Source organism: Paenarthrobacter nitroguajacolicus, from assembly GCF_029952445.1.
Lineage (GTDB): Bacteria > Actinomycetota > Actinomycetes > Actinomycetales > Micrococcaceae > Arthrobacter > Arthrobacter nitroguajacolicus_B.
This window is the reverse complement of record NZ_JAQPPK010000029.1, coordinates 1-22,924: the sequence shown is the minus strand read 5'-3', so window position 1 is coordinate 22,924 and position 22,924 is coordinate 1. Positions and strand designations below refer to the sequence as shown.

18 protein-coding genes and 1 riboswitch are annotated in these 22,924 nt (G+C 63.9%); of the genes, 6 read left to right on the top strand and 12 right to left on the bottom strand.

What is annotated here, in order from left to right; genetic code table 11:
• Window positions 1–37: 37 nt before the first annotated feature.
• The 12 genes from PJL15_RS18400 to PJL15_RS18345 form a co-directional block, all read right to left on the bottom strand.
• Entirely contained in the window at window positions 38–763 is a 726-nt protein-coding gene (locus PJL15_RS18400; RefSeq protein WP_281452582.1) for a maleate cis-trans isomerase family protein, read from the bottom strand.
• 30 nt (window positions 764–793) lie between these two features.
• Window positions 794–2,212 (bottom strand): amidohydrolase family protein, encoded by a 1,419-nt coding sequence (locus PJL15_RS18395; protein ID WP_281452581.1) that lies wholly within the window; start codon window positions 2,210–2,212, stop codon window positions 794–796.
• A gap of 26 nt (window positions 2,213–2,238) precedes the next feature.
• Window positions 2,239–3,045, bottom strand: a complete 807-nt coding sequence (locus PJL15_RS18390; protein ID WP_281452580.1) for an aspartate/glutamate racemase family protein — start codon at window positions 3,043–3,045, stop codon at window positions 2,239–2,241.
• The gene (locus PJL15_RS18385; protein ID WP_281452579.1) at window positions 3,042–3,725 is read right to left on the bottom strand and encodes a GntR family transcriptional regulator; all 684 of its coding nucleotides are present in this window, start codon (window positions 3,723–3,725) and stop codon (window positions 3,042–3,044) included. The genes PJL15_RS18390 and PJL15_RS18385 overlap by 4 nt, the downstream gene beginning before the upstream one ends.
• A 106-nt stretch (window positions 3,726–3,831) precedes the next feature.
• The gene (locus PJL15_RS18380; protein ID WP_281452578.1) at window positions 3,832–5,172 is read right to left on the bottom strand and encodes an MFS transporter; all 1,341 of its coding nucleotides are present in this window, start codon (window positions 5,170–5,172) and stop codon (window positions 3,832–3,834) included.
• Between the two features lie 378 nt (window positions 5,173–5,550).
• A complete protein-coding gene (locus PJL15_RS18375; protein ID WP_281452577.1) occupies window positions 5,551–6,429 on the bottom strand; it encodes an amino acid-binding protein in 879 nt (292 codons plus the stop codon).
• Window positions 6,430–6,614: 185 nt separating this feature from the next.
• Entirely contained in the window at window positions 6,615–7,064 is a 450-nt protein-coding gene (mscL, locus tag PJL15_RS18370; protein WP_281452576.1) for a large conductance mechanosensitive channel protein MscL, read from the bottom strand.
• A gap of 187 nt (window positions 7,065–7,251) precedes the next feature.
• The gene (locus tag PJL15_RS18365) at window positions 7,252–8,532 is read right to left on the bottom strand and encodes a D-arabinono-1,4-lactone oxidase (protein WP_281452575.1); all 1,281 of its coding nucleotides are present in this window, start codon (window positions 8,530–8,532) and stop codon (window positions 7,252–7,254) included.
• Window positions 8,533–8,561: 29 nt separating this feature from the next.
• On the bottom strand, window positions 8,562–10,088 hold the full coding sequence (locus PJL15_RS18360; RefSeq protein WP_281452574.1) for an aldehyde dehydrogenase family protein: 1,527 nt from the start codon (window positions 10,086–10,088) through the stop codon (window positions 8,562–8,564).
• A gap of 41 nt (window positions 10,089–10,129) precedes the next feature.
• Entirely contained in the window at window positions 10,130–11,581 is a 1,452-nt protein-coding gene (locus tag PJL15_RS18355; RefSeq protein WP_281452573.1) for a purine-cytosine permease family protein, read from the bottom strand.
• Window positions 11,578–12,582: an agmatinase gene (gene speB, locus PJL15_RS18350; RefSeq protein WP_281452572.1), complete on the bottom strand. Its 1,005-nt coding sequence runs from the start codon at window positions 12,580–12,582 to the stop codon at window positions 11,578–11,580. The genes PJL15_RS18355 and speB overlap by 4 nt, the downstream gene beginning before the upstream one ends.
• Window positions 12,579–13,961 (bottom strand): MFS transporter, encoded by a 1,383-nt coding sequence (locus tag PJL15_RS18345; protein ID WP_281452571.1) that lies wholly within the window; start codon window positions 13,959–13,961, stop codon window positions 12,579–12,581. The genes speB and PJL15_RS18345 overlap by 4 nt, the downstream gene beginning before the upstream one ends.
• A 165-nt stretch (window positions 13,962–14,126) precedes the next feature.
• Here PJL15_RS18345 and PJL15_RS18340 point away from each other — a divergent pair, with 165 nt between their 5' ends.
• From PJL15_RS18340 to PJL15_RS18315, 6 genes are all read left to right on the top strand, one after another.
• Entirely contained in the window at window positions 14,127–15,620 is a 1,494-nt protein-coding gene (locus PJL15_RS18340) for a PucR family transcriptional regulator (protein WP_281452570.1), read from the top strand.
• A 74-nt stretch (window positions 15,621–15,694) separates the two neighbouring features.
• Window positions 15,695–15,793, top strand: a riboswitch (glycine riboswitch).
• Window positions 15,794–15,930: 137 nt separating this feature from the next.
• Window positions 15,931–18,822 (top strand): aminomethyl-transferring glycine dehydrogenase, encoded by a 2,892-nt coding sequence (gene gcvP / locus PJL15_RS18335; protein WP_281452569.1) that lies wholly within the window; start codon window positions 15,931–15,933, stop codon window positions 18,820–18,822.
• Between the two features lie 11 nt (window positions 18,823–18,833).
• On the top strand, window positions 18,834–19,970 hold the full coding sequence (gcvT, locus tag PJL15_RS18330; RefSeq protein WP_281452568.1) for a glycine cleavage system aminomethyltransferase GcvT: 1,137 nt from the start codon (window positions 18,834–18,836) through the stop codon (window positions 19,968–19,970).
• Between the two features lie 23 nt (window positions 19,971–19,993).
• Complete coding sequence (gene gcvH / locus PJL15_RS18325; RefSeq protein ID WP_281452567.1) at window positions 19,994–20,377, top strand: glycine cleavage system protein GcvH; 384 nt, start codon at window positions 19,994–19,996, stop codon at window positions 20,375–20,377.
• A complete protein-coding gene (gene glyA, locus PJL15_RS18320; RefSeq protein WP_281452566.1) occupies window positions 20,374–21,693 on the top strand; it encodes a serine hydroxymethyltransferase in 1,320 nt (439 codons plus the stop codon). Before gcvH ends, glyA begins: the two co-directional genes overlap by 4 nt.
• A gap of 689 nt (window positions 21,694–22,382) precedes the next feature.
• The coding region (locus PJL15_RS18315; RefSeq protein ID WP_281452565.1) for a serine dehydratase beta chain at window positions 22,383–22,924 on the top strand (542 nt) is incomplete at its 3' end.

The following is a 22,924-nucleotide window of genomic DNA, read 5'->3' as shown; positions in this document are numbered from 1 at the left end:
ACGCAATGCGACACGAATCGCGGCCCGTGCTGGCGCCTTAGCCCAGCAACCGGCCCCATTTCGGATCCAGCAGGGGTGCCCCGGCCAACTTCAGGGCATGCCAGAGTGTGACCGCCACGGAATCGAGAACGGGTACTCCGGTGCGGGCCTCCACCTCCGCCGTGATGTTGGCGCCGTACAGATTGGTGCACAGGTACACCAGGGCATCCGGGCGGGATTCGGCCAACTCCAACGAGGCCGGCAGCATCTCCTCGTCAGTAACCCGCGCAAAGGACTCGTTGTCGCTGAGGTCGAGGTGCCTGTGGTCGACAGTCTTGATCCCCTCGCGCTCGTAGGAAGAAATCACGGCATCGTTCACGTCAGACGTGTAGGGCGTGAACAGCCCGATCCGTTCGGTGCCGAAGGCGGCAAACGCTGCAAGGTACGCCAACGTGGAAGTAGTGGCCGGGATGCCGGTGGCCTCGGTGATTTCCCGGACAATTGCTTGGTCATGATCGGCGCCCAGCCAGGATCCGGACGTTCCGTTCCAGGCAATGACGTCCACGTTCGCGGTGGCCAGCAGCCCTGCAGCAGCGCGCATCACCGACGCATCGAACTGCTTGTCCGAGGAATCGTCCAGGGCAATCCGTGTGACCGGGATACGGGTTGAGTGGATGGTGACATCCTGGCGGTCGCCAAGAATCCGGTAGGTCTGCGGTTCGAGGCAGGTGTTCGACGACGGCACGATCATGCCGATACGTGTAGGCCGGTTAAGGGAGGGCATCGGGGGCTCCTTGGCTGAAAGAGGAACAGATTAGACGGAAAGGGGAACAGAGAGGGCATCGCGGTGCTCGGTGAACCCGTTCCGGGCTACGAAGCGGCCAACGGGACCGGGATCGTGGAAGCCGTCACCATCGAGCACCACGCGTCCGGCGGAAACCACGACGGCGGCCCAACCGTTCAGCGTCTTCCCCTCAAAAGGCGAGAAATCAGTGCCCATGTGCAACGCACCGCCGTCGACGGTTCGCTGTTCGGCGGGATCGAAAATCACGACGTCGGCGTCGAAACCCTCAACGATGGCACCCTTCCGGGGCAGCGCGTTGATCCGGGCGGGACCGGCGGAAAACACTTCAACGAAGTCCTCCACCGAACCACCGGCCTCGGAGACAAGGGTCGTAAAAGTGACGGGCATCCGGGTCTCGACACCGGGAAGGCCATGCGGCATGAACCTGACGTCGTCCGTGCGCTCGCGTTTTTGGGACAGGTCGTAGCAGGAGTGGTCCGAGGAAACGGTGTGGATGGCACCCGCGGCAAGACGATCCTTCAGGGCCGCCACCGTTTCGGCGCTCCTCATGGGCGGGCAGCAGGCGTACCACTCGGGGAACGAGGACCCATAGACGGTGTCGTCAAGCGTCAGATAGTGCGGGCAAGTCTCGGAGTAGGCTTCCTGCCCGCGCTCCCGGGCCTCGGTCACCAGATCCACGGCGCCGGGCGTTGACTGGTGTACAAAGTACACAGGCGCTCCGGTGTATTCGGCCATCGCCAGCGTTTCCTTGACCGAAATTTCCTCGGCGAGTTCCGGACGTGTCTGGTGCAGGTGTTCGATCCCGATCCGGCCGTCCGAGGCGTGCTGCCCGGTGCAGTCGGTGATGATGGGGTCGTGCTCGGCGTGGATGTAGGTCAGTCCATCCAGCCGGACCATTTCCCGCATGACCTTAAGGATGGTGTCGCCATCGGCCATGGTGGAGCCGCGGTTGGTGGTGTACATCTTCACGGACCGGACGCCTTCGGCAGCCAGTTGTTCGAGTTGCCACGGCACGGTTTCGTCCCAGCTGACCACCGAACCGTGCAGGGCAACGTCGCAGCGGGACTCCTGGGCGAGGCGTTTTTTGTTGAGCACAGCATCAAGCGGGGTTTCCTGGGCGTCGCGGGGGATGCCGAAGTCGATGATGGTGGTGGTGCCGCCCCAGAGCGCGGCTTGGGAAGTAACGGCGTAGTCATCCAGTGTGCGGAACCGTCCGGTTACTTGGGCAACGTGGCAATGGCCATCAACGCCGCCGGGGACGACGAACTTGCCGCCGGCGTCCACCGTCCGTTGGGCGGCAGGCACGGGTTCGGTGGCGCTGATGAGCTGCGTGATGCGGCCGCCGTCGACCACCACATGGGCGTTCTGCCGGCCGAAGGCGTTGACCACGGTGCCGTGGGCGATGACGAGGTCTGGGAGTTGGGACATCGTTGTCCTCCTTTTCGGGGAATGTCTTAGGTTGTGGGGGACAGATGCGCGGACTGCGCTGCTGCCAGGGCAGCGTCGAGGTTTTCCGACAGGCCGCGCCGGGCCTTCACGGGCGGCGCGGCGAAAGAACCACCGCGGTGGGTACCCGACTTCAGCGAAACCACGGCCTCGGTCATGCGGATGCCGGCGGAGATACCGTCCACCACGGGTACGGCGATCTGGCCTTCCAGCTCGCGGGCCAGTCCCGCCAGCGGCGCACCTGCCAGGATCACGACGTCGGCGCCGTCCTCGGCGACGGCCTGTCGGCTAAGTGCCAGAAGGGTTTTTTTGAAGTCGGCCTGCACGGAGCCGATGGAATTGAGGCTCTGGTTGATGGAACGGATGGACGCGAGGCGCCCGCCGAAGCCGAATCGCTCCACGCAATCGAGGTACCAGGCTTGGATGCGGTCCGAGATGGCGATGATCGAGAAGCGGTGTCCCTGCAGGGCGGCAGCACACAACGCGGCTTCCGTGATGCCGATGACCGGGATGTCCACGAGTTCCTTGAGTGCGGGCATGCCGGGATCCCCAAAGGCGGCCACAACTACGCCGTCCACAGCGGCACTGCCGTGGGGCCGGGAGTGTGGGCCGCCGTCGTGCGCGTATTCGGCGATCAGCTCGGCAACCGCACCTGCGGCGATGAGCGACTCGAAGCGCGTTTCGATGTATTCGACGCCGTGCCCTGCGGTTCGCACGATCAGTTCAGTGTCCGGACCGGCCGATCGTTGGGCCTCGGCTTGGATCAGCGCAGTGACGTCGTCACTGATGTTGGGATTGATGACCAGGAGTTTCATGGTTTCTTCCGATGCAGCTTGGGCTCAGCGACTGTGGACTCCTGCGGGAACTGTTCGCGGTACTTTCCAATGTGCGACGCCGATTGGTCGGCGGCGCGGTCCGGGTCGCCGCTGGCGATGGCGGCGTAAAGGTCGCGGTGTTCCTGGATGAGCTCAGGGAGGTCGCTGACATGGCGGAAAAGCCAGTGCATGCGGCCCTGCAGGGGTTCCAGTGCGGAGCGGAGAAAATCGTTGTTGGCGATGCCCGTGATGGCGTCGTGGAATTCGCTGTTGGCGCGGTGGGCTTCCAGGATGGAACCTTTGGCCAGGCAGCGGTCGGCCTCGTCCAGGAGGCCCTGGAGCCGGTCGAGGTCTTCGGAGGTGGCCCGCTTTGACGCCAGCCGGCAGGCGAGGACCTCCAAGGATTGGCGGACGTCGAAGAGATCCTCCACGTCCTTGGGGCTCAAGCCGCTCACTTCGGAGCCACGTCCGGACCGGTCGCGGATCAGGCCTTCCTGGCGCAGCATGCGGAGTGCTTCGCGGATGGGCAGGCGGGAGACGTTGAATTCGGCGGCAAGGTCGCGTTCCACCAGCCGGGCGCCGGGCGCATAGTGCCCCTCGAAAATCCTGGAACGGAGCGTGTCACGCACTGACTCCCGGAGGGGGCGGTCGGTGTTGTTCGTGTCTTCTGCGGCTAGCATTTCCAGCTCCATTTCGTGATGTGTGAGGCAGTGCGCCCGGCAACCCGGCGGGCATCCGGCCATTCGGCGGTTCAGGACCGTCCGGCCGGACCGGTCGATTTGCGAGTTAGACCGGGAGTCGCTTGTTGTAGTCGAGGGTCAGGACGGAGACGCCCATGACCACTGCGGATCCAACAAAGTAGAGCAGCGCCCAGGTGTAGGAACCGGTGGCTCCGACAATCAGGCCTACCACAATCGGGGTGACGAATCCGGCAATATTGCCGCTGAAGTTCATGGCACCGCCGAGGACGCCGGCGTTGGTGCGGCCTCCGAGGATGGAAGGGATGGACCAGAAAAGGCCGACCCAGCGAAGGAAGAACAGGACTACCGAGAGAAGCACGACGGCGGTGATCGGGTCGGCGACCACGGTGACACCTACCAGGCCGCCCACCACTACGACGCTGGAGAAACCCAGCAGGGTGCGCATGACGCGGTTCGCCGAAGCGCCCGATGCCCGCCACTTGTCCGCGATGATGCCACCCAGGATTTCACCGACGAAGCCGGCGCCGAAGATGACGAACGTGGACCAACCGATGGTCTTGAGGTCGAAGCCCTTGGCCTGCGCCAGGTAGAGCGGTCCCCAGGTCAGCAACCCGTAGAAGACGCCGTTGAAGCCGAGCCAACCGAAGCACATGGCCCAGAAGGACCGGAATTTTAGGTACGGCAGGAGCGCGCGCTTGCCTTGCGCCCCTTCCTTGGCGGCCTCGGCGTCGTCTTCCGCGTGGGAAGCCTCAATGTAGGCGGCTTCGGCCTCATTGACACCCTTGTGCTGGCGGGGGTTGTCGCGGACGTACCACCAGACGGCGAGGCCCATGAGGATGGTGGCGGCACCGGCGATGATGAACGACATCCGCCAGCTCCCGGTGGAGGCGATGAGCCAGGTGATGAGGATGCCACCCAGGCCGGCGCCGAGGGGAGCTCCGGCGTCGAGGATGGTAGCGCCGCGGCCACGTTCCTTCTTGTGCATCCAGATGGCGTTGAGTTTGCCACCGGCGGGCATCACACCTGCTTCGGTGACGCCGATGCCGAGGCGGGCGATGAACATGCTCAGGAATCCGCCTGCGAAGCCGGACGCGGCCGTTGCCGCGCCCCAGCCGATGCACGAAGCGGTGACCATTTTGCGGGGGCCGAACTTGTCGATCAGCCAGCCAACGGGGATTTGCATCAGGGCGTAGGTCCAGAAAAACGCCGACAACAGGAGCCCGACAAGCTCGGGCGGCATGTTGAATTCCTTCTGGATGATGGGCAGGGCTACGGAGATGGAGCCGCGGTCGATGTAGTTGACCGAGACGAGGACCAGAAGCAGGATGAACAACTTCCAGCGGACGTTCGTGCGTCGCTGCACGCCGTTCTTGCCGGATGTGGGCTCGGTTTCCTGCGCTGCCTGTTGGGTGTTTTGGAGAGACACAGCTTCTCCTTCATTAGGAGTAACGGGACGGAATGTCTTTTTGGGGGGATGAGCCGGGCGGGATACCGCTACAGCCGGATCCGTGCCGGCGGCAACTGTTGCGGTCCCTGCCCGTTGGTGGGGAGGGGCCGCAGCCGGTGATGGAATCCTTTGGGATCCCGTTTTGGGATCCCAAAATCAAAGATAGGTGTGACCTATGGCACTGTCAAGAGGTTTGGTATACAAATGCTTCCGGACGCATTGTGACCCAGTGGCGAGGAGCAACAGCGCTCATACACGCTCATTAGGATGGAAACAGCTCTGAAGTGCGGAAATTCAGCCCTACTCGCTGGGAAGGCTGTCAAACGCCAAGGGTGTGAGAGGTCTTTTGGGATACCGTCAGTCTTTGGTCGAGACAGCAACGCCCGGAGTGTATGCCAGGATTTCGGCCAGCTCGGCCAAACGATGAGCCCTCGCGGACTCGGCCGGTGTGAACGGTTCGCCGGGGCGGCTGAACACCAGTGGGCCATGCCAGGCAGTGGGAATCTTAAGGACATCGGCGGAAAGCCCGACGACGGAGGTTCCGCCAGGCGCCGGACGCTCCGGATCGGTGGAGACTACTTTGGCGGACAGCAGTTCCGCAACGGCAAGGGGAAGCTCCGCGGGGTTTCCCGCAATCCGGGCCGCCAGGCTCAGGGCCTTGGTTTGGCCATCGGCCATGGCCAACGCCGTGGTGGGCCAAACGCGCGACTCATGCCCGCCGCCGTCGTGCATTGCCTCAAGCAGCTCGTGCTCGGTAAGGTGGCCAGGTGCGGACAAGACGAACTCGTCCAGAACCGTCCCCTTGGGGCCGGCGCCATCCATGAGATGCACGTGGATGCTGAGAATGTTGGTCTCCAGTTTGGCCAGGGACTGGGTGATCTGCTGCAGCGAGCCGGGTTGGTCGAGCAGGAGGGTGCGGGCCCTCCACAGGGCGGGAGCCATATTCAGCCTTCGCCGATGGCGGAGAGCCGGAGCATGCAGCCAACGGCGCAGGACCTTTGCCGCTGACGGTTCGGCCACCCAAATCACCAGCACGGTGGCCGTCACAGTGAGCAGCAGGACCTTGGCCAGATAGGGGAGGTGGGTTTCCACCACTGCCGCGTGTACCAGGAGCTCGATGGGCAGCATGACGGCGATATTGGCCAGGGTCAGCCGGGCCTTGGGAGGCTCCGGCAGTTGTCCGCACACTTCGCACAAGAGGTCTGCGGTTGCGGGGGAGCTCGCATTGGGCTTCATGAATCCAATGGTGTCGTCCTGGTGTTTCGTGTGGGTTGCTGCTGCGTCACGGTCTCGCGGCAGCTCCTTTGGGCAAGCAAAAGCCCGGCCTTCTCGCGGGGAGAACGCCGGGCTTCTACGGGGCCAACCGGAAGGACCGCAACAACAGGGAGGATGCGGCGGGCTTTCCTGGCGGGCTTGGGTTACTAGCGGATCGGGTCTTCGTCCAGATCGCGGTTGCCTCCGCGGTTGTTGGCGGCAGCGTCCTTCAGGAGATCGCGGATCTCGGCCAGCAGTGCGGTGTCTGCGGGCAGCGGCTCCTCCTCGGGCTCCTCGGTGGAGAGGCGGTCCTTGACAAGGGAATTGATCTTGTTCATGGGCGCCACGAAAATGAAGTAGACCACGGCGGCGGTGATCAGGAAGGTCACCAGTGCGGTCAGGACGGCGCCGAAATCGACGAATGTAGCGGGGTTGTTTTCCCAGATCTTGAAGCCCAGGCCTTCGGCGTTCATGCCACCGGCGGCGGCGATCACGGGGTTGATGATGTGGTTGGTGAAAGCTCCGACGAGTGCGGTGAATGCACTGCCGATGACGACAGCAATGGCCAGTTCGATCACGTTTCCGCGAAGTATAAAGTCCTTGAAACCCTTAAACATGGGTGGTCCTCCGGTTGGGTGCGTTGTCTGCCTCAGCAGAAATCAAACTACCATTCCGGGGTTTCGGGCGGGTGTCACAGGGATATGCGAGAGGGTTGGTCGGAAGGGGGTGGGATGTGAGGGAGGGTCCAATTCTGGCGGATCCTCTCTCACATCCCACCCCTCTTCGGGCAAACCCTCTCCCACATCACGCCAATAGCGCCCGGGTGTGGTCGTTGAGGAACATGCCGCGGGGATCGAACTCGCGACGGACCTGGAGGAAGGTGTCCAGCTCCGGGTAGAGGCGCTCCAGACGGCTCCGGGTCATGAAGTGGATCTTGCCCCAATGGGCGCGCGGCTCGAATTCCTGCAGCACGGCGTCTGCGTCCCGGAAGAACTGCCAGTAGTCCGTACCAGGCTCCGTGGTCAGGGTGATCACAGTGCTGTCGCGGCCTTGGAACTGGGACATGTAGGCGTCGTCCGACTTCACCCAGCGGACTTCCACCGGGTACTTCTGCTCGGGATACTTGCTGCGGATGAGGTCCTGGATTGACTCGACGGCCTCCAAGCCGTCCTCGCTGCGGACAAAGTACTCAAGTTCGTGGAACTGCGTGGTGAAACCGTCCGGGTAGATCCGGTAGGAGCGGTCCAGCCGGGCACCTTCCACCGTGGAGATCTCGCTTTCATCCTGGATCGAAGCCACGTTGTACCGCTTGGTGTAGCTGCGGTTCGCCATCCGGTGCTCGGGTGAGCCGGGGAGGTCCAGGAGCTCGCATGAGTCGTCCTCGGGGCACCACAGGAAGGAGTAGTGCCTGTTCGAGTCGATGTCGGTTTGCCAGGAGGCCGCAGTTTCGGACCACGTGGGATAGGTGATCTGTTCCTGCAGGTAGTAGCTGTCCTCCACGGCGAGTTCAACTTCCAGGAAGATCCCCAGCGTGCCCAGGGCCACTTGCGCGGCCCGGAGCTCCCGGAGCTGGCCCTCGCCGATTTCAACGATTTCGCCGTAGCCGTTGATCAGTTTCACCCATCGCAACTTGGAGGAGAAACTGCCCAGGTCCTTGCCGGAGCCGTGCGTGCTGGTGGCCAGGGCACCGGCGATCTGCTGCTTGTCGATATCGCCCTGGTTGCTCAGCGCCAGCCCCTGGGCCCAGAGGGGATCGCCGAAAGCGTTGATAGTGGTCCCGGCCAGAGCCCTGGCCCGACGCGCCAGGCGATCCGTGCCAGTGATCGCCGAGAGCCCGGACATGTCCATCAGTACTCCGCCCGTCTGGACCAGGGGCGAGGACGAGTGCCCCGAGCCGACCGCCCGCACGGGTAAGCCTTCGCGAATGGCGAAACGGACGGCGTCGAGCGCTTCTTGTTCGTTCCGGGGCCGCACCGTAAAGGCAGGCGTCGCACTCTGGTTCCCGCCCCAATTGGTCCAGGTGGTGTCGGTATCAAAGGGGGCCGTGGGAGTCGCAGCACCCGCAGCGGAAAGGTTGGTGGTCATCGAAGAAGCTCCGTTGCTTGTTTGAACGCCTAGGCGCCGTGGTTGATCATGACGTGCTTGGTGCGCGAGTAGTCATCCAGGGCGTAGAGGGAGAGGTCGCGGCCATAGCCGGACCCTTTGAATCCGCCCCACGGTACCTCGCACGCCAGCACAAGGTGGGCATTGACCCAGACCGTGCCGAAATCGAGTTGCTTGGGAATCCGGAGGGACAAACTGGAATCGCGGGTCCACACCGAGGCGGACAAACCGTAGGGGCTTTCGTTCGCACGGGTGACTGCTTCCTCCGTGGTGCTGAACGTTTCCACGGTGACGACGGGGCCGAAAATCTCGTGTGTCGCGATGTGTGCGCCGGCGGGAACGTTGGTGATCACGGTTGGCTCGATGAAGTACCCAGGGCCATCCACTGCGGATCCGCCGATGGCTATCTCCAGCCCCGCAGCCCTCGCGTCGGCGAGTGATTCCTTCACGCGTTCATAGTGCGGCAGGGAGATCATGGGGCCAATTTCGACGTCGTCGCCCGCGTCCGGCGCGCCCATCACCAGGGTGCCGACTTCGCGGACCAGATGCTCTGTGAACTCTTCTGCGACGGACTCGTGGACCAGCACGCGGCAGGCGGCGCCGCAGTCCTGTCCGGCGTTCCAGAACCCGGCGTTCCGGACGCCGGCGGCGGCTGCGCGGAGATCGGCGTCGGGGAAGACCACAACGGGCGCCTTGCCGCCGAGCTCCAAGTGGACGCGCTTGACGGACTTGGCAGCGGTTTCGGCCACCGCCTGGCCGCTGACCACACTGCCGGTCAAGGCAACCAAGGCGATATCGGGGTGTTCGGACAGGCGCTGCCCCACGGTCCGGCCGCGGCCTGTGACGACGTTGAGGATGCCGTCGGGGATGCGTCCGGCAGTGACTTCGGCAAGTTTCAGTGTGGATAAAGGGGTTTGTTCGGACGGTTTGATGACCAGGCTGTTGCCCGCCGCGAGGATGGGGGCAATCTTCCAGGCCGCCATGAGCAGTGGGTAGTTCCACGGAGTAATGACACCCACCACGCCAACAGGTTCCCGGAGGATCACCGAGGTGTGGTCCGAGGCGTAGTCGCCGCCTGCCATGGAGGTCAGGGTTCGCGAGGCCCCAGCCATGAAACGGAAGGTGTCGATGGTGCTGGAGACGTCGTCCTCGGCAACAGCCTTGGGCTTGCCGGTGTTGGCGGACTCGATGGCCTCGAACGCTTCGCGGTTTTCCTCGATGATCGTCGCGATCAGGTTCAGGACATCCGCGCGTTCCTTGGGGGTGGTGGCACCCCAGCTCTTTTGGGCGTCGACGGCGGCGGCAACAGCGACGTCGACGTCATCGGCCGTGCCGGCCTGCACCGAGGCGATGACGTGCTCGGTGGTGGGATCCACGACGTCGATGCTCTGGGCTGAGGAGCCCGGGGCGAAGGAGCCGTTGATGAAGTGCCCCACCGGAGGTAAGGAGAGAGGCAGCGGCAAGGGACCGACGCCCTCAGTGGACTGGTGCGAAGGAGCGCGGCGGACGGTGAACTGTTCGGTCTGGGTGGTAGTCATGATGGTTCGCTTTCAGATGAGGGGCTGGCCAGAGGGGCTGATCAGATCAGGTCGGCGGTGAGTGCAGCGGAAGGAAAGGGGGCGGCTTCCGTCTTTTTCCGGAAGACCCGGGCCGCGATGTTGTAGAGGGGCGCCACCACTACGAGGCCGACAATCCAGGAGATGTCCACGCCGCCCAATGCGGCGGCCATCGGGCCTGTGTAGATGGCGGTTGCCGAGAAGGGGACCTGGATGAGGGCGCCTGCCACGTAGGAGCCGATGGCGATCCAATTGAACCGCCCGTACACGCCGCCGTCGCGCTTGAAGAAGTCTTCAACCCGGTAGTCGCCGTGGCGCAAAAGGTAGTAGTCAACCAGGTTGATGGCTGTCCACGGGACCAGGACGTACATGAGGAAGGACAGGAAGTTGGTGTAGAAGAGGATGAAGTTGTCGCGGGCAAACAGTGCAATGGACACCGCGAGGACAAAGAGGATGATGGCCGCGATGCTTCGGGTCTTGGCGCGGGGCAACCAGTTTGGCCTGAACGTCTGCCCGATGGTGAGGGTGCAGAGGACGCCGCAGTAGAGGTTCATTGCGTTCGACGCCGCCACCCCCAGGCAGAAGATGCCGACGATGATGAGCGTCCACGGCTGAAGCAACGCGCCCAGGCTGCCAACGATTTCGACGTTGTCGGCGCTCATGGTCATGGCCAGCGTGCCCACCAATGCACCGAGGATCATGGGGAACAGTGTTCCAAGGACGCAGCCCGAGTAGGAGGCCCAGAAGGCAGGCGCGGATCCTGTGCCTTGCGGCATGTAGCGGGAGTAGTCCGAGACGTAGGGGGCGTAGGCCAGCTGCCACAGGGCCGAGACCGAGATGGTTCCCATGAAGCCGACCCAGTTGAAGTTGCCCTGCTCCAGGAAGCTGGAGGGCAGTCCGTGGACAACCAGGATCCAACCGAATGCCAGGAGCAGTGCCAGTCCGGCTGCGACGCTGAGCACCCGTGCGTAGGCGTGGATGAGCCGGTAACCGAAAATCGTGGCGATCACGCTCACCACGCCAATGATGATGATGCCCGCGTCAACACTGATGCCCGGGCTGACCGCGGCCATGGCTTCACCGCCGAACACCAGGTTCGCCGCGAAGAAGCCCACGTACATGACCACCACGATCACCACGATCAGCAGCGCCCCGAATGAACCGAACTGGCCGCGGGTCTGGATCATCTGGGCCACGCCAAGTTGCGGGCCCTGGGCTGAGTGGAGCGCCATGAAGATGCCGCCCACCACGTTGCCGATGATGATGCCCACGATCGCTGGAACAAAGCCCAAGCCGAACACCGTGGTGGCGAGGCCGCCGGTCACGATGGTCATGATCATGATGTTGGAACCGAACCAGATGGTGAACAGGTCCCTGGCTTTGCCATGCCGTTCATTCAAGGGGATGGGCTGGATGGTCTTGTCTTCGAGCCGCGGTACTTCGGCGGTGGCCGGGGCTGTTGCGTGAGAATTCATGACAGGGGCCGGGATGCCGAGGCAAGTTCGCGGACCGTCTCCGATTCGGCCTTGCTGCGGTTCACCATCAGCGCCAGGAGATCGAACACCAGGGTAGCCGCGGCCACGGTGGTGATGTCCGCGTGGTCGTATGCCGGGGCAACTTCCACGACGTCGGCGCCCACTATGTTTATGCCGTCCAGTCCGCGGAGCAGCGCCAGCAGTTCGCGGGAGTGGAGCCCGCCCATCTCCGGCGTGCCGGTGCCGGGGGCGAAGGCCGGGTCCAGGACGTCGATGTCGATGGACACGTAGACCGGGGTGTCGCCCAGCCTGTCCTTCACGCGCTGAATGGCCGCCGGAACGCCGATGACGTCCAGGTCTGAGCAGCGGATGATCTGGAAGCCGAACTCGTGGTCGCGGAGGAAGTCGTTGCGGTCATAGACTGGCCCGCGGATGCCCACATGCATGGACTTGTCCTCCACAAGGAGGCCTTCCTCGAACGCGCGCCGGAAGATGGTTCCGTGGGTGATCGGCTGGTCGAAATAGGTGTCCCAGGTGTCCAGGTGGGCATCGAAGTGGAGCAGGGCGACCGGGCCGTGGACTTTGTTCAGGGCCCGGAGCATGGGCAACGCGATGGTGTGGTCACCGCCGATCGAGATCAACTTCTTGTCCGCACTGATCAGCGGGAGCGCCTGTTCCTCGATCTCGCGGACGGCCCGGGTGATGTCATAAGGGGTGCAGGCGATGTCGCCGGCGTCCACGACCTGGGCCTCGTAGACCGGTTCGACGTCGAGCTCCGGGTGGTAGCCCGGGCGCAGGAGCCGGGAGGCCTCGCGGACTGCAGCAGGACCAAAACGTGCGCCGGGCCGGAAGGAGGTTCCGCCGTCGAACGGCACGCCCACAATGGCGATGTCGTAATCCGGGACGCGGTCGATTTGGGGAAGTCGGGCGAAGGTGCCGAGGCCTGCATAGCGGGGGACTTTGGTGGCGTCGACGGGGCCGATGGGCTTGTGGGTGGTCATGACAGGGATCCTTCGGTGAGTTTGCTGGTTTCCGGCGACGCCGGCTTGGTTTCGGTGGTGAGTTCGGAGAGGGACCGGTTGGCCGTTTCCGGGGCCAGGAAGAAGGTGGCCAGGAGGCCCACCAAGGAGATTCCGGCTCCGATGAGCAGAGACCCTGCGGCCCCAAAATTGATGATGGCCACTGGCATGAGGTAGGTGCTGGCTGCGGAGCCAACCCGGCTGATTGCGGTTCCGAAGCCTACGGCGGTTGCCCGGACTTCCGTGGGGAACAGCTCGTTGGGGTAGACCACCTCCAGGAAACTTGAGGCGCCGGAAGCAAGTGCGAAGACGGCCAAGGCAATGAACAGTGGCGTGGCTTGCGCGTTGGGGATGAAGGCCGGGACAGCCAAGGCAACCACGATCACAGTGAAGCTGGACAACAGCAGCTTTCGGCGGCCGATCTTCTCGACAAGCCACAGTCCCGGGATGCCGCCAACGACAAACAGCATGGAGATCAGGAATGATCCGCCGTAGAGGTTTGCGTCCCCGGTCATGCCCATGGAGTGCAGGAGGTCCGGCGCGAAGGTATACACCGCGAACAGCGGGATGACTTGGGCGGTCCAGAAGATGGAGACAAAGAGGGTGCGCTTCCAGTACTGGCCCCGGAAGATATCCCGGAACTTGCCTTGCTTCGCCGGACCTTCGCTGTCCGATGCGATATCAGCCAGGCCGTACTGCTGTCCGTAAACCTTCTTGATCACGGCATTAGCCTCGTCCCGGCGGCCACGGGAAAGCAGCCAGCGTGGTGACTCGGGCGTTCCAAGGCGGAACAGCAGCGTGATGATGGCGAAGATCGCCGGGCTGGCAACCATGACCCGCCAGGCATCGGGGCCCATGTCACGGAGCAGGAAGCCGACGGCGTAGGCAACTGCGGCGCCGATCGCCCAGACCACGAACGTGGCGCCCAGGAGACGGCCGCGGTGTTTCTTGGGCAGGAACTCGGCCAGGAGGGAGGTGGCGATGGGGTAGTCGGCGCCGATGGCCATTCCCAGGAAGAACCGGCAGAGGACAACCTGCCAGATCTCGGTGGCGAAGCCGTTCAGCACCGAGAACAGGGCCAGCGCGATGAGGTCGGCGATGTACATCTTGTGCCGGCCGATCTTGTCGGTGAGCCATCCAAAGATGCCGCCACCGAAGAAGATGCCCACCAGGCTTGCCGCGCCCACCAGGCCAATTTCGGTGGGCGTCATGTCCAAGCCCGGAACCATGGTGATCAGTGCGATGCCGATGATGGACAGCGCGTAGCCGTCGATGAAGGGTCCACCCGAAGCGAAGAACGTCAGCTTTTTGTGGAAGGTGGTTAGTGGGGCGTCGTCAATGAGATTGCTCGTTGCGCTCATTGGAATCCCTCTCTCGTTAGTGCTCATCGTTGAGCGGAAAGTATGTATTTCAAGTCTTGGTGACGCGCATCACGGCGTATAGCGGTAGATTGACTACAAATGGCCGAGACGCTTAGACGAATGTCTAAGAACCCAAGAACAGGCCGCTCAAGCATACGGAGCTTCATGGCAATCACCGTGGCCGAACTGGTGGCCGAACCGCAGCTGGGACTGACCATCCTGGCTGGGCTGGAAGGCCGGGACAACCGCATCACGTGGGCCCATACGTCGGACCTGCCCCGGCTGTGGGAATGGGTCACTGGCGGCGAGCTCATGATGACCAACGGCCTGTCCATCCCGGCCGACGCCGACGGTCAAGTGGCGCTCGCGGAAGCCATGGTGGATGCCGGTGCCAGCGCCTTGGCGATCGGCGAAAAGATGCACGCCCCAGCGCTTCATCCGGAGTTCCTGGCTGCTTGCGACCGCCTCCCGCTGCCCCTGCTCAACATCCCGTACCCGCTGCCGTTCATCGCGATAGCCCGCTCAGTGGCCGAGTCGTCGCTGCTCGAAGAATCCCGCCGCCTGCGCCAGACTGCCCGGGTCTACGATCTCCTGCGTACTTCCGGGGAAGCAGAAGACCATTGGCAAAGCCTGGTCCGGAGGTTGGCCACGGAACTCGATGCGGAGCTGTTCGTGGTGGACCGTCGGTGCCTTCATCCCTGGCATCCCGACGGGCACGAGCTCCCGGTGTTCCTCGCTGAGGAATGGTCGGCGACACCCGGCCAGGTGTCCTTGGCGGGCAAGAATTTCCAGTGGCACCGGGTTCGTGGCCGGCATGTGCTCACCATGGACATCCCCACCCACGCCAACGCGCTCCTGGTGGTGCTGCCCAACAGCGAACCGCACCCGGACGCCGTCGTGCTCCTGCACGCCGCAACCGTGCTGGGGCTGCAGCTTTCGCGGATCGTCCTGTCCCTGGAGAGCCGCCACAGGCTGGCCGGTGAGTTCCTGTTGCAGGCAATGGATGGACGGCTGGGCGCGGCGGAAATGGAGAGCAGGCTGGCAGGTTTCGAGGTCCCGTCCCAGGACTTTTTGGTCGCCTCGATCTCAGCGGACGACGGCGACCGGCTGGCCAGCGTCCACGTCGAACTGTGGAGGCACGGGGTTGCGTCGGCGTCCTTGAAGCGGAACAACAGGCTCCACGTGGTGGTTCCCGCCGACGTGCCCGATGAGGTCCTGGTGCATTGCGCCGGACCGGGCGCCACGATCGGGATCAGTGCTCCGGCCGCTGTGGCGAGCATCCAGCGCGCGCTCCAGGAGTCCCTCTGGGCGCTTGGCTCGGCACGCGCCAACAAGCTTGAGCTGGCCCGTTATGCACAGGGACCGTCGTGGCTCGGGCTGACCGGATTCGAGGAAGGGACGGCATTGGTCCGGCGGCTGCTGGGTCCGATTTTCGACTATGAGCAGAGCCAGGACGGAGATCTCCTTGTGACGCTGCGGACCTATCTGGACTCGCAACGGTCATGGCAAAAGACGGCCGCAGCCTTGTTCGCGCACCGTCAAACGATCATCTACCGCATGCGCAAAATCGGTGAACTGACGGGCCTGGACATGGGTGAGACGTCCACGGTGGCCCAGCTGTGGTTCGCGCTCCAGATCCACGAGGCGATGCATCAGTAGCCACACCTTGCTTGCGCTTTTTCAAAACAACCAGCTATGGTGTGAAGCGTGTCACTCACGTGGCGCAACGCTTTTGATCTGCGGCGGGAGAGTCCTGCCGGTACATCCAGTCAGGCGCCGTAGGAGCAAATCCTCCCCAGGAATCTCTCAGGCCCATGTACCGCCGCGGTTAGGCAACTCTGGAAAGCAGTCCGGGCAACTGGGCTCACCGACGGTGCAAGCAGGCAACCATTCCTGCGGAATCTCTCAGGTCCAATACAGAGCGGGGAGGAACCCCACATCATCGTGGCGCTCACTGGGCGCCTGAATCATGGAGTTCCTCTTGACTGTTCAATCAACCCCCACCGCTTTCGCGGACCGGCACATCGGCGCCCGCCGCCAGGCCGACGTTGACACCATGCTCAAGGCCATCGGCTACGACTCTGTCGACGGCCTGGTGGACGTAGCCGTCCCCGATTCCATCCGTCAAACCTCGCCCCTGACCCTTTCGGCGGCGCTGAGCGAAACCCAGGTCCTTACCGAGCTGCGCAAGCTGGCCTCGAAGAACAAGACCGCCGTCCAGATGATCGGCCAGGGCTACTACGACACCGTCACCCCGCCGGTCATTCGCCGCAACATCCTTGAAGCTCCGGCCTGGTACACGGCCTACACGCCGTACCAGCCGGAAATTTCCCAGGGCCGCCTTGAGGCGCTGCTCAACTTCCAGACCATGGTGCAGGACCTCACGGGCCTTCCCGTGGCCAACGCTTCACTGCTGGACGAAGCTACCGCCGTGGCCGAGGCTGTGCTGTTGATGCGCCGCGCGAACAAGAACAAGACTGCCAAGGACGGCAAGACTGTCCTGGATGCCGACCTCCTCCCGCAGACCATCGCCATTGTGAAGGGCCGCGCCGAGGCACTGGGCTTCGAGGTTGAAGTCGCTGACTTGAGCGCAGGCCTCCCGGAAGGCGCCATCAACGGCGTCGTCCTGCAGCAGCCTGGCGTTTCGGGCCGGGTTTTCGACCACTCCGCTGTGATCGCCGACGCCAAGGAACGCGGTGCCCTGGTCACGGTTGCCGCTGATTTGCTGGCGCTCACCCTCATCACGCCCCCCGGCGAACAGGGTGCGGATATCGCCGTCGGAACCGCGCAGCGCTTTGGTGTGCCGCTGTTCTTCGGCGGCCCGCACGCTGCCTACATGGCCGTCCGCGAAGGCATGGAGCGCACTCTTCCGGGCCGCATCGTGGGTGTTTCAAAGGACGACGCCGGTGTCCCCGCCTACCGCTTGGCGCTGCAGACCCGCGAGCAGCACATCCGCCGTGAGAAGGCCACGTCCAACATCTGCACGGCCCAGGCCTTGCTTGCGATCGTTGCCTCGATGTACGCGGTTTACCACGGTCCCGAGGGCCTGAAGGCGATCGCTGAAACCGTCCACGGACATGCCCGCGTCCTGGCTACCACCCTGCAGAAGGCCGGCCGCGAACTCGTGTCCGACTCCTTCTTCGACACCCTCACCGTCCGCGTCCCCGGCAAGGCGGACAAGGTCATCGCGGCAGCCGAAGCCCGCGGCATCAACCTGCGGATCATCGACGCCGACACCGTTGGGGTCAGTGTCGATGAAACCACGACGCCGGAAGTACTGTCCGCGGTGGCCGTCGCGTTTGGCGCCGGCCCGGTAGGGGACGCCGCCGGGTTCGAGCTGCCTTCGGCTGTGGTCCGGACCTCCGACTTCATGCAGCACCCGGTGTTCAACACGCACCGTTCCGAGACACAGTTGTTGCGCTATATCCGCAAGCTGTCCGATCGGGACCTCGCACTGGACCGCACCATGATTCCGTTGGGTTCGTGCACCATGAAGCTCAACGCCACGGCCGAGATGGAAGCTATTTCCTGGCCGGAGTTCGCTTCGATCCACCCGTTCGCTCCGGACCACCAGACAGCCGGGTGGCGCGAACTGATCGAGGACCTTGAGGCCGACCTGACCGAGATCACCGGCTACGACCAGGTGTCCATCCAGCCGAACGCCGGTTCCCAGGGTGAGCTCGCCGGTTTGCTCGCGATCCGCGGCTACCACCACTCCCGTGGCGACCAGCAGCGCAACATCTGCCTGATCCCGGCCTCTGCCCACGGCACCAACGCTGCTTCGGCAGTGCTGGCCGGCATGAAGGTTGTTGTTGTGGCCACCGCTGCTGACGGCACAATCGATCACTCGGACCTGACGGCCAAGATCGAAGCCAACCGGGACGTCCTGTCCTGCATCATGATCACGTACCCGTCCACGCACGGTGTGTACGACGCTGATGTTCGCGAAGTGTGCGACGCCGTTCACGAGGCCGGCGGACAGGTCTACGTTGATGGCGCCAACCTCAACGCCCTGGTCGGCCTTGCCCAGCCCGGCAAGTTCGGTGGCGACGTGTCCCACCTGAACCTGCACAAGACCTTCTGCATCCCGCACGGCGGCGGCGGACCGGGCGTTGGCCCGGTTGCTGCGAAAGCACACCTGGCACCGTTCATGCCCGGTGACGCGAACGCTTCTTCCGAGGATGCTTCTTCGAACAAGGGTGTAGCGATTTCCGCATCACGCTTCGGCTCGGCCGGTGTGCTCCCGATCTCCTGGGCCTACGTGAAGCTCATGGGCGGCGAAGGACTCACCGAAGCCACGAAATCTGCGCTCTTGGCTGCGAACTACGTTGCCTCCCGCTTGGATGAGCACTTCCCCGTCTTGTACACGGGGGAAGGCGGACTCGTGGCCCACGAATGCATCCTGGACCTCCGCGAACTCACGGCCCGCACAGGTGTGACGGCCGAGGACGTGGCCAAGCGCCTCATCGACTTCGGCTTCCACGCCCCCACGCTTGCCTTCCCGGTTGCCGGCACGCTCATGGTCGAACCCACGGAGTCCGAGGACTTGGCCGAAATCGACCGGTTCATCGAAGCCATGATCATCATCCGTGGCGAGATCGAACAGGTAGCCAGCGGTGATTTCACTGTTGAGAAGTCGCCGCTGCGCAACGCGCCGCACACGGCTGCCGCCGTCGTAAGTTCCGACTGGGACCGTGACTACCCGCGTGAGCAGGCCGCCTTCCCGGTCCAACAGCTGAAGCAGGACAAGTACTTCCCGCCGGTTGGCAGGATCGACGGCGCCGCCGGTGACCGCAACCTGGTGTGCTCCTGCCCGCCGCTCGAGGCGTTCGAGGAAAACACAGCAGACTTTGAGAACTAAGGATTCCCGACATGACTGAGAACCACACCGCTCTCTACGAGCAGCACAAAAAGGCCAGCGCCTCCTTTACGGACTTCGGCGGCTGGCAGATGCCCCTGAAGTACGAGTCCGAGCTCGCCGAACACCATGCCGTACGCAACGCAGCGGGGCTGTTCGACCTCTCCCACATGGGCGAAATCTGGGTCACCGGACCGGACGCCGCAGCCTTCCTGGACTACGCGCTGGTGGGCAAGCTTTCGGCGATCACCGTGGGCAAGGCGAAATACTCGCTGATCTGCAACGCCGACGGCGGCATCATCGACGACCTCATTTCCTACCGCCGCCCCTCACCCGAAGAAGGCGTGGACAAGTTCCTGGTTGTTCCCAACGCCGGCAACGCCAAGGTGGTTGCTTCCGAGCTGATGGAACGCGCTACCGGTTTTGACGTCGCGGTTGAGGATGCTTCCGCTGAGACTTCACTCATCGCAGTGCAAGGCCCGAACGCCGAAGCGATCCTGCTGAAGCTTGTGCCAGCCGAACAGCACGCCCTGGTGACGGAGCTTAAGTACTACGCGGCTGTTGAGGTCACGATTGACGGCGACGAGCTGCTGCTGGCCCGCACCGGCTACACCGGCGAGGACGGCTTCGAGATCTACGTGGCCAACTCCGACGCCCCTTCGCTCTGGGAGGCGTTGCTTGAAGCCGGCGAAGACCACGGACTCATCCCCGCAGGCCTCGCCGCCCGCGATTCACTGCGCCTGGAGGCTGGGATGCCGCTGTACGGCAACGAACTCTCCCGCCACGTCAACGCCTACGGGGCAGGACTTGGCCCGGTGGTTTCACTGGCCAAGGAAAGCGACTTCGTGGGCCGGGAAGCACTCACCGCGATCAAGGCCGCCGGCGTCGGATCCACCATCGGCCAGAAACTCGTGGGCCTCAAGGGCGCCGGACGTCGCGCCGCCCGCGGTCACTACTCGGTCCTGAAGGACGGTTCCCTGATCGGTGAGGTGACGTCGGGCCAGCCGAGCCCCTCACTCGGTTACCCGGTGGCGTTGGCGTATGTCGACGTCGAGCATTCCGAGCCGGGCACCGTTGTTGACGTGGACCTTCGCGGCAAAGCCGAACCGTTCGAAGTCGTCGCCCTGCCGTTCTACAAGCGCCAAAAGTAACCAGACCACAGATAGGAATTGGAATGAGCAAGGTAGTTGCTGAATTGAAGTACTCGGCTGAGCACGAGTGGGTTTCCGCCGATGGCGGTGGACCCGTGGGGATTGGGATCTCTGCGGTTGCCGCTGACGCCCTGGGTGACATCGTGTACGTGGACCTGCCCGAGGTCGGTTCAACTGTCACCGCGGGCCAGACCTGTGGCGAAGTTGAGTCCACCAAGTCCGTGTCCGACCTCTACTCGCCCGTGACCGGTGAGGTCACTGAGATCAACGACGCCGTGGTCGGAGATCCCGCGCTCATCAACAACGATCCCTACGGTGCGGGTTGGCTGTTCAAGGTTGCCGCCACCGAAGAGGGGCCGCTCATGTCCGCCGAAGAGTACGCAGCAGCCAACGGAGGCGAACTGTGAACCCGGCAGCAGTGACGGAATTCGAGCAGGTTGTGTCGGCGTCGTTGGACGCGCAGCTCGCCGAGCTGGACCCCGAGATCGCCGCGAAGATCGACGACGAACTGGGCCGCCAGCGCGACGGCCTGGAAATGATCGCATCCGAGAACCACACCGCGGTTGCCGTGATGCAGGCACAGGGCTCGGTGCTGACCAACAAGTACGCCGAGGGCTACCCGGGCAAGCGCTACTACGGTGGTTGTGAGCACGTTGACGTGATTGAGCAGCTCGCGATCGACCGGATCAAGTCCCTGTTCGGCGCCGAGTACGCCAACGTCCAGCCGCACTCCGGAGCCCAGGCCAACGCGTCGGTGATGCACGCGCTGATCAAGCCCGGCGACACCATCATGGGCTTGAACCTGGCCCACGGCGGCCACCTCACCCACGGCATGCGGATCAACTTCTCCGGCAAGCTCTACAACGTGGTCCCGTACGGCGTCCGCGAGGACACCCACACCGTGGACATGGCCGAGGTCGAAGCTTTGGCCCAGGAGCACAAACCGGCACTGATCGTTGCCGGCTGGTCCGCGTATGCGCGGCAGCTGGACTTCGCTGAGTTCCGCCGGATCGCCGACTCCGTGGGGGCCTACCTCATGGTGGACATGGCCCACTTCGCCGGCCTGGTGGCCGCGGGGCTGCACCCGTCGCCGGTCCCGCACGCCCACGTCACGACGTCGACGACGCACAAGACCCTCGCCGGTCCGCGTGGCGGCATCATCCTCTCCAACGACGCCGACATCGCCAAGAAGATCAACTCGGCCGTGTTCCCGGGCCAGCAGGGTGGACCGCTGGAGCACGTGATCGCGGGGAAGGCCGTGGCGTTCAAGATCGCCGCTTCGGAGGAATTCCGTGAGCGTCAGTCGCGCGTTCTGGCCGGCTCGCGGATTCTGGCCGAACGCTTGGTTCAGCCCGACGTCGCAGCCAAGGGAATCTCGGTGGTTTCGGGCGGCACGGACGTACACCTTGTTTTGGTGGACCTGCGCAACTGTGAATTGGACGGCCAACAAGCCGAAGACCGCCTCGCCGCGATCGACATCACCGTCAACCGCAACGCCGTCCCCTTCGACCCCCGCCCGCCGATGGTCACGTCCGGCCTGCGGATCGGCACGCCGGCCTTGGCCACCCGAGGCTTCGGGGAAGCAGCCTTCCGCGAGGTTGCGGACATCATCGCCGAAGCGTTGATCGCCGACGCCGACGCGGACCTTTCGGGGTTGCGTCACCGCGTAGACGCCCTGGCTGCGGCGCACCCGCTGTATCCGGGGGTTGCGAACCTGTCTTGAGTCTCGCTGCGGCGGCCCGCGGGCCTGACATTCTCTGCGGGCTCGGTCGCGAAGACGCCCGCTGCCGGATGTCAGGCCCATAGGGGCAGGCGTGCTGAGGTCTCATCACCGGATCCTGGGTTGCCCCGGATGGGGTGGCTGCCGGGAGGTCTACTCGCGGGGCTCAGCGTGAGTGGGGGCGTCGTTCGTTGGCTTGTTGTGGAGGGGTTTAGCTACCGGACGTGTTCTGAGGGGGGCCGGGCTGGTTTGGGGACATGTTGTCTGGCCGGTTCGTGGGTTGGCTGCTGGGTGTGCCGTGCGCACGGCATGTTTGGCAGCTGGACCCCGAAACGGAGGTGACGACGCGGCGGCCCCTTTGGGGGCGGGGTCCGGCAGCGGCCGTCTAAGGGAGCATCGCATCCGCTCAGCGGGTGCAACTGCGACCGAGGCCGCAGAGGACGTCGGCCCCAACGGGCCAACCGGCAACGGCCCCACGGGCCAACCGGCAACGGGCCAACCGGCCGATGGCTCGACGGAGCAGCTTTTTGATCTACCCGGGTGTTGCATTTGCTGGGAACGAATGCTGCACACAAAAACCGGGTTGGAGGTCCGCACTGGGACCTCCTGGGGCCGGGCCGCCTTGGCTCGGGATTTGGCCCGGCCCCGCATTCTTGTTTGTTTTAACCTCTTCCCTGAAAGGGATCACGGCTATGGCTGTTGGTGTTTTCGATCTGTTCTCTGTGGGTATTGGTCCGTCGAGTTCGCATACTGTGGGGCCGATGCGGGCCGGGGCGGTGTTTGCCCGCGAGCTGCGTACCTCCGGCGTGCTCGAATCCGTCGCCTCGTTGCGGGTGGACCTCTACGGCTCGTTGGCTGCCACAGGGAAGGGACACGGCACATTCACGGCCACCTTGTTGGGCCTCGAAGGTTTCGAGCCCGAGGAAATCCTTCCTGACGAAGTGGAGGAGCGGCTTGCCTCTATAGCCGAAACGGGGAAGCTGAACCTGGCTGGCGGTGTGCTCCTGGACTACGCCGTGGAGGATATGGTGTTGCATCCGTTGACGGTGTTGCCGCGGCATACGAATGGGATGAAGTTCCAGGTCTTTGATGCTGAGGGGAATGTCCTGAAGGAGGCGACGTTCTTTTCGGTCGGTGGTGGGTTCATTGTTCGTGAGGGTGAGGAGAACGCGGCGCAGCAGGAGTTGGAGGAGTCCAAGAAGGAGTTGCCGTTGCCGTTCCGGACGGCGGCGGA